A 16177-nucleotide genomic window follows, 5' to 3' on the forward strand; every position below is an offset into this window, starting at 1 on the left:
GAATTATACATGGAACCATATTGGGCTTTACTAACAGGACAAGAATTAGGCGAAAAATTAGATACAAAAATTGAAAACTATTACCGAGCCGTAACTTCTAGCGGACAATTAGCTACCTGGAAAAAAATATACACCGAACTAAATACAGTCGTTACCGATGGAGCCTCAATTAAAAACCGAGGAAGAAACGGAGAATATAAAAAGATAAAAATTAATAATCTTCGATCATTTAAGACAAATTTAACATCACTAGTAACAGAGGTTAGACCTAAATTCACAGTCCAAGCAACCAATACAGATTTTCAATCCCAAACTCAAACCAAACTTGCAAGAGGACTATTAGATTATTATCTATCTGAGAAACGTCTTGAGGTTATACTCAAAGATGTAATTTCAAATGGTTTAGATTATGGTAGAGGATGGATCTCCTTAGAATGGTCTCCCACAATCGGAAATATCATTTCAGTCGATGAGAATGGAAAACCTGTATATGATGGAGATTTAAAATTCACAGCTCACAATGAGTTAGATGTAATTCGACCCATTCAAAAACAATCAGATGGAGAGCCTTGGGTCATCATTCGAAAAAAAGTAAATAAATATGATCTTATAGCGAGTTTTCCAGAGTTTGCCGAAGAGATTTCGGGACTAGAATATGACTGGAAAGACATCGAACGTAACATCTATACAGAACATACTTCTTTCATTGAGGATGACGAGACTGTAGCCTTATATGAATTCAGACATAAAAAATGTGAATCATTACCTGAAGGGAGATTAGTCCAGTTCTTAAACTCAGAAATTATTCTTATAGATACTCCACTTCCTTATGACAACATAGCGGTTTTCTCATTTGACACAGCACCTCTACAAGACATTACATTCGCCTATTCTCCGTTATACGACCTACTGCCACTATTCGAGGCATACAACAAACTAGTTTCGACAATTTTAACTAACCAAGCGAACCTTGGATCAACTAACATTGGAATACCGAAAGGTTCAAACTTCGACTATCATACAATCAGCGAAGGAATGAATATCTTAGAGTATGACACAAGTGCAGGACAAATCACTCCTATAAATTTACTTCAAACTCCAGGAGAAATCTTTCAATTTATAAATTCTTTAGAGCAAATGGCGACTAAGATCTCAGGGGTCAATCCAGTTCGTAGGGGTGAAACAGGAGCCTTGGGAGCTAATGCTTCTGGTAGTGCCTATGCGTTATTTGTCGCTCAATCAGTATCATTTAACATTAACCTCCAGCACTCTTACAATATGCTCTTAGAGTCTGTAGGAACCTGTCTTGTTTCGATTCTCAAGAACTTCGCTACAGTTCCGAGAATCGCTAACATTTCAGGAGTTAATAACGAATACTATGTGAAGGAATTCTCTGGAGATGACTTAAAATTAGTAAATAGAGTTAAGGTTTCTATCGGGAATCCTCTATCTGATACCATTTCAGGTAAAATCTCAATCGCTCAAGACTTAATGAGTAAAAATGCTCTAACTCCTCAAGAGTATATTCAGGTAATCACTACAGGGAACCTAGATACAGTTTTAGATTTAGAAGAATCCACAAACATATTCATACAACAAGAGAACGAATATATGTTAGCGGGTAAACCTGTAAGAGCAATAGTCACGGACGACCATTTACTTCACAAGCAAGGCCACCTAACATTACTTAACAACCTTGAGACGAGGAACAATCCAGAGCTTACAGCACAAATACTAGATCACATTGCCGAACATGACAGGCTTATGGCAGATATATCACAGGCACAGGGTAACATTGATTTATTCAACCAAATGTCAATGCAGAAGGTCAATCCTACACAGGGAACAAGCCAACCTATTCCAATGAATGGAAATAGACCGCCAATGATGGCAAACACACAACCAGCGAACCAACCAGTAATTGCAGGAACAGACCAAAGATATGAAGCACCCGCTCCAGTTACAGGTACTTCAAACGGAAATATACAATAAATATATCACAGGAAAACAAAATGGAAAATGAAATTGAATTCGACGATTCTACCTTAGTAGATGAATCCACCGAAAACACGGAACAAATAGAACAAACAGAGGATGAAGATGAAATAGATTTCGCTTCAATGTCTCCAGAGGAAAAAGCGGATTACATAGCTTCCCAAGAAGAAAAAGAGCCTCAAGAGGAAGAAGATAAATTTCCAGAAAAGGAAGTTAAAGACGAAACTCCTAAAAAAGAACCTCAAAAAAAAGAATCTTCTAATGATACTATTAAAGTAAAAATAAATGGTAAAGAAGAAGAGGTTAAGATCCAAGATTTGGTTAATACTTATCAAAAGGATCGTTCAGGAGATGAAAACTTTAGAAAAGCTTCTTACGTGAAAAAACAAGCCATTGAAATTCAAAAAGAAACTAATGCTTTAATCGACAAAATCAAAGATCATCCATTAGAAGTATTAAGTCATTTAGGAATAGATATAGATGAACTCGCTGAAAAAAGGATCTGGGAAAAAATCCAATACGAACAGATGACCGATGAAGAGAGAGAAACTTACGAGGCCAAACAGAAACTTAAATACTATGAGGAACAAGAAAACGTAAGAAGACAGCAAGAGGAATATCATCGAAACCAACAGGCGAAACAGTTTCATTTAGAGCAATTCAACAAACAAATCCTAACTGAAATTGAAAAAAATAACCTTCCTAAAGATACCTCAACGTATAAAAAATTTGTAGTGATTGTACAGAAAGCAATTCAAAATCAACTCCCCGTTACCTTCGCCGACATAGCACAATTAGTCAAAGAAGATCTCGAAAAAGAAGATAGACGCTTAGTGGAAAGATATAAAAAGAAAGATGTAAATTCTTTAATCGAAGAACTTGGAGAAGAAACAATCAAGGCTATTCAACAAGAGCAAATCAAAAAACTAAAAAATCCTTATGTAACTACAGTCAATCCAACTAAAGGGACGATGACTAAGATTAAAAAGGGAAAAGGATCTTTAGATGATTGGTTCAATGGTTTAAACAACGGATACTAAACCCAAGCATTCAAATCACTTACAAGAGGGAGCCTTTAAGGTTCCCTTTTTTATTTCTACACACTCAAAACTAAAAATTAATTTATACATCCCTACTAATTTATTAATCCCTCAACTAACCATTGAGAGTTAATAGATAACGATTCTATGGATGCAAGACTACCCTTATCTAATTCTATTTTGTAACTGAGTTTAAGGAAACTGAGAACGTCACAAGACTATTCAATGTTAAACGAAACAACGTGAGGAAGGTTAAAACATAAAACAAAACAGGAATATATAATGTCAGGTTCAAATATAAATGCTTATTTTAAGCAAATTTACGGAGATGCGGTTAACTTAGTACCGAACTTCGCAGTAATACAAAAAAAACATAAGTTTATTGGAGCAGATAAACAAACAGGTAGAGAATACGTTTTTCCAGTAAAAATCAGTCATGTAAACTCAATCACGTACGCGGCTCCAGACAATGGTGGTGTAGTTGAATACGAACCCCTTAACGGGATGAGTACGAAGTCAGTAAAAGTTCAAGGAGCTTCAATCTATCTAAGAGATAGAATTTCCATCGAAGATTTTAACAGAGCCTCTACAGGCGTAAAAGCTTTCGAAAAAGGAACTTCCTTACTAGTTAAGTCGATGATCGAAAGTGGTTCTGCAATCGTAGAATCTCAATTGCTTTATGGTGACACAACATTAGGAGTAATCGAAGGCTCAACAAACGTAAGTGCAACCAGAACAACTCTTCAATTCTCTTCAGCTTCTTGGGCTAGTGGATTATGGGTAGGTGGTAAAGGAAAGAAATTAGAAATCTACAATACAGCCGATACAGTTAAAGTCACAGGAGTATCTTTTGTAACTATCGTTAGTGTAGACTGTGAAAACAGAAGACTTACAGTAGATTCTACAGCTCCAGAAATCACAGCATTAGATACATATCTAGATTCTAACTCTGCACACGTCTACGTGAAAACTGCTAAGGGTCAATCTATGGCAGGACTCAACAAAATCCTTACCAATACAGGAGAATTGTTTGGAATAGATGCTGGTGAAGTGGATCTTTGGAGATCTTCTAGCTATAACGTAGCTGGAAACATTTCTATGGCTAAGGTCAATGATGCTATCGCTGTAGCTATGGGTCGTGGATGTATGGAGGACTTAGATTTATATCTTAACCCTAGAGCATTCAACAAGTTAATGTCAGATCAAGCAAGTCAAAGAAAATTCGATGGTTCTTACTCTTCTAAAGAAGCAAAGAACGGATTCGAGGCTTTGAAATTCTTTTCAGCTAACGGAGAAATTTCTATTCTTCCTCATGCTATGGTGAAAGAAGGTGAAGCATTCTTGATTCCACCTAAACAGGTAAAAATCATCGGTGCGAATGATTGGCAATGGACTGAAAAAGAGGGAGATTATTTCCACACTCAAGAAACAAGTCCAGGTAAATTACTATTCCTAAACTATAATGGAGCAGTAATCTTGCAAAACCCTTCACTTGCTGTAAAACTAACAGGGATTACTTATTCTTAATCGTTAAGTAACAACCTTTAACTAAGAGGGAGTCCATGAGGCTCCCTTTTTTATTTTATAGACCACTACTAATTAAGTAATGGCCTTATCTGTTACACTTAACGAAATCAATTATTCAATTCCCGAAGAGCAAGAGACTGGATATGGATTAACTCTCACAACATATCTTTCCGATCTAGCAGACTACCTACAAAACGGTTATCTCGGAAATGTTAGTGTCCGACTTAAACTATTCACCAATGATTCTACTGGAACTATTAACAACCTTAACACCAATAATCAATCTTTCATAAGGTTGACCGATGCAACAAAAATCACGGGGATTGGTAACGTCCAAATTGGAAAAATTGTTCACCTAATTAATGCTAGTTCTATTGATATAGAGATTACTAATGAAGACGAACTATCAGAACTAAACAATCAGATAATCACTACTGACAATCAGTCTTTCTTTCTAGTTCCGAATGGTATTGTATCATTCTACTATGACAGCTCCGAAACCAAATGGAGACTAATTAACTCTAACTCCCTTCTAGCTGAAAAATACGCTGTAGATGACTCTAGTGGAGTAATTACCGACCTAAATACAATCAATAGAACATTCATTAGATTAACTCAGGCAACAGAAGTAAGAAGTCTTTCTAATCCAGTAAGTGGTAAAAGAATCCTTATCCTAAACGATACTGGATCTACAATCTTCCTTAGAAATGAAAATGGAGACTCTACAGCCAATAACAGAATAGAGACCTCCAATGGTTATGATTACGTTCTTCTTAATGGATATTCGGCTCAATTAACCTACAATGAAGGTTCCCAAAGATGGATTGTTCTAACTAACGACTCCATAAGAAGAGATAAAATAGAGGTAATCACTACTTCAGGAATAATTAACAATCTTGATATATCTAGAGTAGCGGTTGTAAAACTTACTCAAGCTACAGAGCTAACAGGTTTAAATTCTAATGAGGAAGGAAGAGAGCTTGTAATCTTCAATGATAATACTACTCCATTAACAATTAAGAACGAATCTACTGACTCTACAGCCTCAAATAGAATTCAAACAGATACTAACTCAGATGTAACCATTAGGCAATATGGAACAGTAATACTTAAGTATGATACAGTTAGCTCTCGATGGAGAATTAAATCCAGAACTATAGATAACTCTGAATATGATGATACATATCAATTAAGATCTGAGAAGGGTGTAGCGAATGGATATGCTTCTTTAGATGTAAGTGGAACAGTTCCAGTTAACCAAATAGATCTAAGCTTTTTTGATCTTAATGATGTAACAGCTACTACATTCGTAGGCCAAAAGACTAAAGTAGTTAAAGTAAATAATTCAGAAACTGGATTAGAATTAGGATTAGCTAATAATAGTTCGAACAACTACATTCAGTTCCCCACTGCTATCTATTCAGATCCTTTAACTTTAGGGTGGGAAGTATATAACGATGGAGCTACTCCTCCGATAGACGGACAGGGAGGAACTCCTACAATTACTCTAGACTATAGGAATGGAGCATTGGGAGGAATTATTTACGAAGATCTCAATGGTGAGGGATCTTCAGCTCCTTCTGACTGGTATGTCCTAAGAGGATCTAATGGAACAGGAGAGGGAGCTAGTTATCCATTTACGATACAAGCTAATCATAGAGCTTCTATTCTAGAGATTTCTTTCGATTACTACTTCAGATTCGATGGAATTCCAGGTTTCACGATTAACGCTGATGTAAGATGTTATATCATTGATGATTATACTGGAGAAGTAATTCAACCAAGTAACCTTTATATCGTACAACCTCCTAACTATGCTGGATCTAACAACTTAAACATTCCAAGGAAATACATAGGAACTTTTCAAACTTCATTAACTTCTCAAAACTATAGGTTATGTATACATGTAGCTAACTCATTAGGATCTCGATCCTTATTTTTTAAGAATGTTAAAATATGGAATCAAGAAAAAAACTACGGAGCGATTATTACAGATTGGCAAACATACACTCCTGTTACTCAAGGTTTGGGAACAATAAGCAACTCATCACTACGATGGAGAAGAGTCGGAACCAATTTAGAAATTAGAGGAAATTTTAGAACAGGAACAGTTAATACCGATGAACTACGAATAGGATTACCTAATGGTTATGTAATCGAAACTCCTATTACTGCCAGTGCCGACGTAGAGGTGTGTGGGTATATGAGTAGAGACGCTTCAACTATCCTTAGTAACATGGCTGTTTTATCTAAAAATGGTCAAAACTATTTAACGGTTGGTTTTATCGGATCAGATGTCAATAGAAATCCTATGGCATCTGTTACGGGTAATGGTGCGTTAGGTTCTTCCGAAGATATCTCATTATACGCTTCTGTTCCAATTACTGGTTGGGGTGGAACGGTTCAGTTATCTTCTCAAGTAGGAGATGGTCGTTCGGTTGTCGCTAGGTATTCCACATTATCAGGAACAACAGCATTATCAGGAAGTACATTAGTCTATGTAAATAAACAGTTTGATTCACATAACGGTTATAATACGTCAACAGGAGTTTATACTATTCCTGAAAGTGGAGTTTATCTTATTCAATGTGCGGATTATTTTACAGCTAGTGGGAATGGTATAGATATTTATGTTAATGGGGTTATCTATCGAAAATACGCTTCTTATGGAACATCTGCATACAGTAATAATTCCGTTGATTTAATTTCGTGCAACTCAGGAGACCAAATAACCTGTAGAGTAGCCTCTGGAACATTATCCACTAATGGTGGAACTCCTGTTCAATTTTTTTCAATTGCGAAACTAAACTCAGGTAATCAGGCATTCGCTAGAGAAGAATCTGTAGGATGTGAGGCATATTGTGCGACCAATAGAACCATAGATTCATCTACAAATCTAAGATGGGATACTGTAACTAAAGATACTCATGGAGCAATGAATACTACTACAGGAGTTTATACAGCTCCTCAAAATGGTTGGTATTCATTAACAGGATATATACAACCAACGTCTAGTAATTCTGGATTTATTAACATCTATAAAAATGGATCTCTTTATAAAGCGATTTGTTTTTTACATTCAACTTATTCAAATCCTGGATTCTCCACAATCATTTACCTATTGTCAGGTGATACTTTGTCAATCAGGTCAAACAGTTCATTCACTGCTACAGGTGGGACACTAAGCACGGCTAGTACTGCCAATATATCAATTTTTAAGATAGGAAATTAAAATGAAAATTATAAGCATCAAAAACAATAACGGGGATGTAATTTCCCCTGGTAACATTAAATCTGATGAAGAATTAGATTCTTGGATTAATCAATGTATCTCTACAAAAGTATGGGGTGAACCTGAGAGAATCGTAAGAGCTAAGGTTCAATTGGAAGATGAATCCTTTTTATTTCCCGATGAAGTCTATGATGAATCAGATGTATTAGAGACTATAGAGGCTACAGAGCAGTTAGAAGCTATGGTTAGACTCAAAGCTGAATACACTATTGAAATTTCAGATTATAAAAAAGTTCCTAAGTCTGTAACTAGGAGACAATCACGCCGTGCATTACATCAGGCTGGTTTATTAGAGGCTATTGAAAACTACATGGTAACGGCTCCGATGGAAATCAAGATTGATTGGAGTGAATCACAAGAGATTCAAAGAAATTGGTCATCACTTCCCATTGTCGCTAATGCATTAAACCTAACAGAGAATCAAATAGATGATCTCTTCATACTAGCGGAGACTCTATAATGGAAATCTTTAACGGAATAGAATTAAAAGACTGGTTCGCTCTGTTTAATCTTCTAACCCCTATTTTCTTTTGGGTAGCGAAAAGATACATTCAAGATGTTGTAACCGAAGTTAAAAAAGATATTGAGAAAGCAATTGAAGACTTAGAGGAAAAACTCTCAGAAGATCAAATCAAAATAAACGATAAGGTCAACGAGATTGAGAGAAGAGTTTTAATCATAGAAACTAATTATACTAACAAGAATGAATCTATCGAAAGAATCGAAACTAACATTGAAAAGCTATTCGATAAAATAGAAGAATTAAAAAACGAAATCTATAGAAATAACAGGTAAGGAATTATATATGTTTGATGAATTTGATATAAAAAAATCAGTAATTGAAAAAATGCTTAGAGACCTTGAGGAACGGGAAGGAGACGACTTAAAGAGCCGCCTAAAAATCGGAATCAAGGAACCAGAAATCACAGAGTTTAAATCAGAAGACGGAATGTCTGGAGGAAAACTCGTTAAAGGTGGTGGAACTATCCAGGTAACTAAAGGAACATTAAATCCAGAAGATGACGAGATTCCTGATTCTATTAAGCGATTAATGGGAATCCATGAAATGAACTCTCTACACGATGAAGATGAGGACGAATCCGAAGAAGATCCAACCGACATTCTTTCTAGATTAAAGAAGATAGCTAAGAAGGGTTAATAGTAATGTTGACCACAGATGAGTTAATCAGTGACTTAAAACTGAGAGCCTCAATTCCCGAAACTCAAGCCCTATTCTCTACTGAAAGATTCATACAAATCTTGAATTCAGAAATGAATACTAAAATCATTCCTCTTATAATGAGGTTGAATGATTCACATTTCGTAACAAATAAGACTGTAACATTACCTTTCGATAGAGACTACATATCATTCCCTAGCGATGGTCTCGGACAATCTATTGTAGATATATTCATTAATAAGGGACGAGTAGCTTTAATTCCACTTACCGAAAAAGAAAGGTTTTGTGGTGGGAATGGAATCTACTTAGAAGGCTATAAGATTAAATTCATTAATCCTTCACAGTATCACAATAAGGATATAGTAATCTATTATCACAAGAGACCTCTTCCCCTAATCTCAACTTCTAAGACCGCAAGAGTGACCTCAATAGATACAAACATAATAGATGTAGATACCAACGTGTCTTCATTTGTTCCTTCATACCAATTAGAAGTTATTTCCTCAATAGAACCTTTTGAATCTAAAGGAATAGTAACCATTTCAGCGAAGAACAGTAATAAACAATATGTTTTAGATAATATAACCTTTCTAGAAGTCGGTGACTATCTATCGCCGAAAGGATATACTCCAATCCCTCAAATTCCATTAGAAGCTTTTGAGTTACTATCTCAAAGAGCGGTAATCAAATGTCTTGAAGCTTTAAAGGATGGTGAAGGTTTAAAGAATGCAATGTCTGACTATGTAGTTATGGAAAGGGAACTTCAGACCCTCTTATCTCCGAGAACAGGAAACATTCCTAAGAAGATAGGATCTTCTAACTCCCTTTGGAATAGCTGGTAAGTAAATGTCTAAGCAGATTCTAACAGTCAATCTACAGGGATTATTTATAAATAATAACCCTATCAATGGAGATACAGCACCTCTAGGAAGTTGTAAGGAAGCTCTTAACACTGTAGTATCTAGACAAGGAATTATCTCTTCTAGACGAGGTTTTAGTAATTACTCTAATCAAATCATAGGTGGAGACATTTCATCTATTTTTCTTTATAAAAACAAAAAAGTTATTCATTCTGAAGACAGAATCTTTCGTGATGACGGAAACGGTGTATGGTCTGAAATAGCTTCTAACATTGAACTCGCTGACATTAGTTACAAGTTACGTTCCGTACAGGCCAAGAATAACTTATACTTCACAAGTAGCAAAGGGATAAAAAAACTAGAGTCCTTAACCAGTCCAGTTAAACAAGCAGGTATTCCCAAGGCATTAAATGGTAATGCAATACTTATAGATACAGGGGCTACTTGGTTAGCTTCGGGAACTAATGTAGCTTATAGATGTGTAATCGGAACTAGAGACGTAAATAATAACCTTTTACTAGGATCTCCATCACAAAGATTAGTAATTTCAAATACTGGTTTCAATGAGGCTTATGTTGACTTAACTTTTAACCTTCCAGATGGATTAACTACTGATTATAACGTAGAAATCTATAGATCCGAAGCTTCTGTAAACCTAGATGTAGAACCCTCGGACGAATTAAAACTTGCGGGTGTCCACAATATAACATCTACAGACCTAACTAATGGTTACATTAATTTTCAGGATAAGACAATTCCTGAAATGTTAGGAGTAAGTCTCTATACAAATCAAAGTCAAGAATCTCTAGTCAATGCTAATGATCCTCCACCCTTCGCAAAAGACATGACTCAATATAAAAACTTCACTCTCTATGCTAATACAAAACTTGTAGGTAGAGCCGAATTCAATTTCTTAGGGGTCGGTGGAGATGGTTTCAATCCTTCAAATACAATCACTATAGATAATGTAACTTACATAGGATCAACTGGAAACATTTCAGCGTTAGCACAATTCGAAATAGTTACTTCTGGAACTCCAGCTCGTAACATAGAAGAGACAGCTTATAATTTTGTAAATGTTGTAAACTCATATCCTGGAAATACTTCTCATTACGCATTCTATACCAGTTCGGCTAATGACATTCCTGGAAACGTAACAATAGAAACTAGATCTACTGGAGCCGATGCAATTAGTATAACCTCAAACAAAGGGACGGCCTTTCAACCTGATTTAACTACTCCACTTCTAACGGATAACGATACTTCACCGAATAAGATCTATATTTCCAAAGCAGACCAACCAGAAGCAGTTCCTCCAGCTAATTTCGTAACTTGTGGATCTAAGAACTTTCCAATCAAACGAATCATAGCATTAAGAGAATCAGTATATATCTTCAAACAAGATGGTATTTTTATGTTATCAGGAGAAGACTTTGTTTCATTTAGAGTAAACCTTCTAGATGATTCAACGCAATTAATCGCTCCGAATTCAGCTATATCATTTAATAACTCAGTTTTTGCATTTACAGACCAAGGAATTATTTCAGTCAGTGATTCAGGAGTGGAAGTAGTTTCTTATGACATAGAATCTCCTTTAATTCAATTATTATCTAATTCAAACATTAATCTATCCTTTGGGGTCGGTTATGAATCCGAGAGATCTTACATTCTTTTTGTTCCTGAAACGTCGGATCTTACAGCGTGTAATATCGCCTATGTCTTCAACCAATTCACGAATACATTCACAAAATGGAACGTAGGATTAGTTAAGGCAGGTGTTTTAGACAGAGCCGATAACCGTTTATATTTTGCTAAATCAGACAATAGATTACTCCGAGAACGTAAAGACTATAAATCTTCAGATTACTACGACCAAGAAATTGAATCTACTTTAGTTTCCTACTCAGGTAACGAACTTATTCTAGATGATATTCTAAACGAAATGAAGGTTGGTGACTCTGTATTCCAAGGATCTAGAAACGCACTTATTACCGAAATAGACATTAACACAAAAACTATAACAGTAGATAAGACATTAGATGGTTGGCTTGTAGATGAAGTAATAAAAGTAGTTAAACCTATAGATGTAAAGATAATTACGAATCCGATCACGGCAGGTAATCCCGCTAAAATTAAACAATTCATAGAATCTACCTTTCTATTTAATAACCCTTCATTTAGAAAACTAACTCTATCTTTTAATACGAACTTTAACGAGACATTTGTTAGAACAGACTTAACGTCATCATCTAGAGAAGGATGGGGGGAAATTCCTTGGGGACAAAACTGGGGTGGTAACACTGTTTCAACTGCATCATTCAGAACTCTTTACCCCGCAAATACACAAAGGGGTTTATGGTCTTCAATAAGAATCGAATCTAAACAAGCATTTAACTCATTTGAACTTATGGGAATCTCTGTAATTTGTTCTGATATTTCGGAGAGGTTCAAATAATGGCAAACCTACCATCACAAAAACGAATCCTAGAACAAGACCTTGGTTCGGACGTTCCTTCATGGACTAGAAAGTTATTAAGTCCTCTTAACTCATTCTTCGAGAGTTTATATTCTGCATTTAACCGAGACATTACTTTTCGAGAAAACATTAGGTGCGATTACAGAGACATTATAGTTACTACTACGGCAAACTATGACTCAAGAGAATTTACTCCGATTAAATTTAAGAACAACTTAAAAGAGAGAGTAGATACAATCCTAATCTCTCAAATCTCAGAGGATAGAGCTGTATTTACTCCAGTGTATGAATCCACTTCACTCGCTTGGAATGAGTATAACAAAGAAATAACTATTCACTATATTTCAGGACTCGAACCTAACAAATCTTATAAACTAAAACTATTATTATTTTAAATTACTAATTAACAGGAACTTATTATGGCATATCTAAGAGCGAAATCAAAATCAGGACAACCAGGCGAACTAGGACAACCAAACACTAGTCTTTCTAATACTGAAAACTCTACAATCCAAGGAACATCTAGTCAAACAGGAACCCCTTCTCCTAACAAGACAAGTAATTTTGTCGATATGAACACGTACTTAAAAAATAACGAAAAACAAATCAATGAGTTTGCAGATAAGTCAACAAGTGGAATCGTTAATAAGGCAAATACTATTGAATCCAACATTTCCGACGCTGACAGTAGATTTAAACAATCAGTAGCTAAAGATACATTCACAGAGGACAAATCCTGGTTAGATAATATATTCAATGATCCTTCTAAGTTCACAAAAGAGAAACCAAACGTAGATAGATTTCATACAATCAGAGACGACAAATGGTCTGGAGACACTTCATTAGAAGATCAACTTTCTGGATACGAAACTAGAAAGGACATTGATTACGTAGATGATCGAGCTGAAGCGTTTCAATCAAGGGAAGGTAGAGAAGGAATTTTAAAAGAACAAAATAAAGGGACTAGATACAGTCCGAACCTTTCGAAACTGGATGGAGCTTTACTACAGTCTTCTGATACGGCTCGTAACACTTTCATTGATAGAGGAAAAAACATTCAAAACAAAGACCTTCTTGGAAACCTTATAGGTAAGGAAGTCGATGCGAATAACCTATATAGAGATACAAAGAAAAAAAATACTGAATTCTCTACAGAAGCAAAGTCTAGATTTAATCCAACTTATACAGATCACAAAAACCAATTAACTGGATATGCTAACGAAGTAAATAAGAACGCTAAAAACCGTGATGATTGGGCTACAGGAATGAATATGCAATCACAGCCTGTATGGGTTCCAGATTATAATTATTCAGATGCTAATGGTTCTACAGGTACTTGGGTCAATATGCCAAATGCAGTAAATCCTTTCGAGTTAGGCGATCCTATGGGGGATCAAGAATTCAAAAACAAACTAAATTCACAACTTGGAGTAGATAACAAGGCCTACGATATAATGAGAAACAGAGATTCAGCGAATATCAATACTGTATCTACTCAAGAAGATTTAGCAAAATTACAGGCGTTAAATGAATTAGGTGGTGAAGAATTCGCTCAAGATTATTTAGATCCTAACGCATACAGAAACAGATCTCTTAGAAACTTCGGAGATAAAACAAACCCAAATCTATGGGATCAAATAATGGCTATTGATACAAATAGACGTTATTCTCCATCGAACTACTAATTAAGAGGAATTATAATATATGTTTGATAAACTAGCAGGTCTCGTCGGAATCGGTAAAGGTTACGGAAACGCTTTAAACCAAAACAATCAATTAATGCAAATGATGGGAGCAATCAATAAGCCCTATCGAATAGATAAAAATGAATACCAAGACGTTCAATTCGTCGATCCAAAATATGCAGGAGATCTAGAGGCAGAACTTCAGGGAGAAACTGCATTTAATGACATTAGCGATGATCCAGCCGTAAGGAATGCACAATTACAAGCCTTATCCGAAATGGAACAATTGGCAGATAAAGGAATCACTCTACAGGATGAAGCTAACCAAAGAAAATTCATAAACAGAGCAAATACAGAAGCAAGAGCAAATAGAGAGGCAATAGACCAAAACATGCAGGCACGGGGTCTCGGTGGTTCTGGTTTAGCATACACGTCAAAACTTATGGCAGATCAAGAGGCTTCCAATAGATTAGCAGAACAAGGAACAGACTTAGCTTCCGCTAATGCTGACAGAAGATTTAACGCAATACAAGGACTAGGAGATATGTCAGGAAGCGTAAGAGGACAAGATTATCAAATAGCTTCCAACAAAGCTGGAGCAAACGACGCTGTTAATAATTATAACACGAATTTAAAAAATCAAATTAACCAGGTTAATAACTCTAACCAACAAACATGGAATAATAACGTAGCGAACACACGTAACGACCAAACTAGATATAACCGAGACAACAAATTAAAAATTGAGGGAATCAATGCTGGTTCTGTATCTAATGCGAACAATACAACTACTAGTGGATTAACTTCTCTAGCTGGTTCCAATGCTAATCTACAAGTTGGTAGAGACCAAGCGATCGGTAATTTTGCAGGCTCTCTTTTGAGCGGTGGAGGAATGTTAGCTGGTGGAATGATGACAAAATCAGATAAGCGAGTTAAAAAAGATATTTCAAAACTAAAACCTTCAGAGGCTCTACGAGAATTAACAGGTCATAAGTTCAAGTATAAAGATTCGTTCGATGATGGAAACGATCATGTAGGATTCATGGCTCAAGATTTTGAAAAAGTTATTCCGTCGGCTGTAAGTAATGATGAAGACGGTTTCAAATCTATTGATTATGGAAATCCAGAAGTTCAAGCTATCCAACTATCCGCAATTTCGGAACTTCTTAACAAAATTGATAAAATTGAAAAGAAGGTAGCATAATGGCATTACTTAACAACCAACCAATACAAACGGGACGAGTTACTCCAGAGCAAAGAAATTCTATTAATGATTACTTAATGAAAAAACATTCTTTGAACTTCTTACCAGCTAATGGAGATCCTTCTTTAATTAATAAACTAAGTAGCGAAACTCCAGGGGAACAAATAGCAGTAACTCCAATAGAATCCAGATTGTCCGACATGGCAATGAATCCAAATAGACAGGCTAGTATTACCGACTCTTTAGATTATTCCAAGACAGTTCCTAGCGTTCAATCTAAGGTCGATGTCCCTACTCCTAAACCTATTAATCCAGAAGTTAAAGCTTATGTCCAAAAAAAGATGAATCCTCAATCTGAAACATCCAAACCTTCTGAAGCGAAGAAAGAAGATGAAAACCCTTTCGATTGGTCTTATGTTGCCCAAGGTATTTCCTCGTTAGGTGATGCTATGAGGGCGGGTTCTGGAGGTGCTTCTAACCAAGGTCAAATCGCTTCTACATTCCAAGGAATGAGAGATTCAAGAGACGCAAAAATAGAACAAGCGAAACTAAATGATCCGAATAATGAGAAAGCCGTAGAGTATAGAGATTTTATTAAGAATAACTTTAACCCTAAACTCTTAAAGGATGTAGACCTAAACAAAATGTCACTCTCTGACATGCAGTCTATGTATGGTCAAATTAAAGACCGTGAAGGTGCGGACTTACAACGACAAATGATGATGGCTAAAGCTGGAGCTGGGAAATCAGTTAAACCACCTACAGAGAATCAGGCGAAGGCAAAAACTTTCGGTGATAGAATGGCAATGTCCAATAAGATTATTTCACAAATTGAAACTAAAGATGATGGTTATAATCCTGGACAAATGAGTTCATTCGGAATGACTCCAGAAAGATGGAAATCTGATGATCGAAAAT

The 16177-nt window shown here is 35.8% G+C and carries 13 protein-coding genes; all 13 read left to right on the top strand.

Annotation, left to right across the window (positions count from 1 at the left end; all coding sequences use genetic code 11):
- Window positions 1-9: 9 nt before the first annotated feature.
- Entirely contained in the window at window positions 10-1992 is a 1983-nt protein-coding gene (locus tag EHR07_RS00410; protein ID WP_135743241.1) for a hypothetical protein, read from the top strand.
- Window positions 1993-2012: 20 nt separating this feature from the next.
- Window positions 2013-3035, top strand: a complete 1023-nt coding sequence (locus EHR07_RS19040) for a hypothetical protein (protein ID WP_167483338.1) — start codon at window positions 2013-2015, stop codon at window positions 3033-3035.
- Between the two features lie 282 nt (window positions 3036-3317).
- On the top strand, window positions 3318-4562 hold the full coding sequence (locus tag EHR07_RS00425; RefSeq protein WP_135743244.1) for a hypothetical protein: 1245 nt from the start codon (window positions 3318-3320) through the stop codon (window positions 4560-4562).
- Window positions 4563-4641: 79 nt separating this feature from the next.
- On the top strand, window positions 4642-7794 hold the full coding sequence (locus tag EHR07_RS00430; protein WP_135743245.1) for a hypothetical protein: 3153 nt from the start codon (window positions 4642-4644) through the stop codon (window positions 7792-7794).
- A 1-nt stretch (window position 7795) separates the two neighbouring features.
- Complete coding sequence (locus EHR07_RS00435) at window positions 7796-8314, top strand: hypothetical protein (RefSeq protein ID WP_135743246.1); 519 nt, start codon at window positions 7796-7798, stop codon at window positions 8312-8314.
- On the top strand, window positions 8314-8649 hold the full coding sequence (locus tag EHR07_RS00440; RefSeq protein ID WP_135743247.1) for a hypothetical protein: 336 nt from the start codon (window positions 8314-8316) through the stop codon (window positions 8647-8649). The genes EHR07_RS00435 and EHR07_RS00440 overlap by 1 nt, the downstream gene beginning before the upstream one ends.
- A 10-nt stretch (window positions 8650-8659) precedes the next feature.
- Complete coding sequence (locus tag EHR07_RS00445) at window positions 8660-9013, top strand: hypothetical protein (protein ID WP_135743248.1); 354 nt, start codon at window positions 8660-8662, stop codon at window positions 9011-9013.
- A gap of 5 nt (window positions 9014-9018) precedes the next feature.
- Entirely contained in the window at window positions 9019-9876 is an 858-nt protein-coding gene (locus EHR07_RS00450; protein WP_135743249.1) for a hypothetical protein, read from the top strand.
- A 4-nt stretch (window positions 9877-9880) separates the two neighbouring features.
- On the top strand, window positions 9881-12349 hold the full coding sequence (locus EHR07_RS00455; protein ID WP_135743250.1) for a hypothetical protein: 2469 nt from the start codon (window positions 9881-9883) through the stop codon (window positions 12347-12349).
- On the top strand, window positions 12349-12765 hold the full coding sequence (locus tag EHR07_RS00460) for a hypothetical protein (RefSeq protein ID WP_135743251.1): 417 nt from the start codon (window positions 12349-12351) through the stop codon (window positions 12763-12765). The genes EHR07_RS00455 and EHR07_RS00460 overlap by 1 nt, the downstream gene beginning before the upstream one ends.
- 24 nt (window positions 12766-12789) lie before the next feature.
- Window positions 12790-14055, top strand: a complete 1266-nt coding sequence (locus tag EHR07_RS00465) for a hypothetical protein (RefSeq protein WP_135743252.1) — start codon at window positions 12790-12792, stop codon at window positions 14053-14055.
- Window positions 14056-14074: 19 nt separating this feature from the next.
- The gene (locus EHR07_RS00470; protein WP_135743253.1) at window positions 14075-15259 is read left to right on the top strand and encodes a tail fiber domain-containing protein; all 1185 of its coding nucleotides are present in this window, start codon (window positions 14075-14077) and stop codon (window positions 15257-15259) included.
- Window positions 15259-16177 (top strand): hypothetical protein (locus EHR07_RS00475; protein WP_135743254.1); only part of this gene is annotated, 919 nt, incomplete at its 3' end. The genes EHR07_RS00470 and EHR07_RS00475, both read left to right, overlap by 1 nt.

The sequence above is a fragment of the Leptospira bandrabouensis genome, assembly GCF_004770905.1.
Classification (GTDB): Bacteria; Spirochaetota; Leptospiria; order Leptospirales; family Leptospiraceae; genus Leptospira_A; species Leptospira_A bandrabouensis.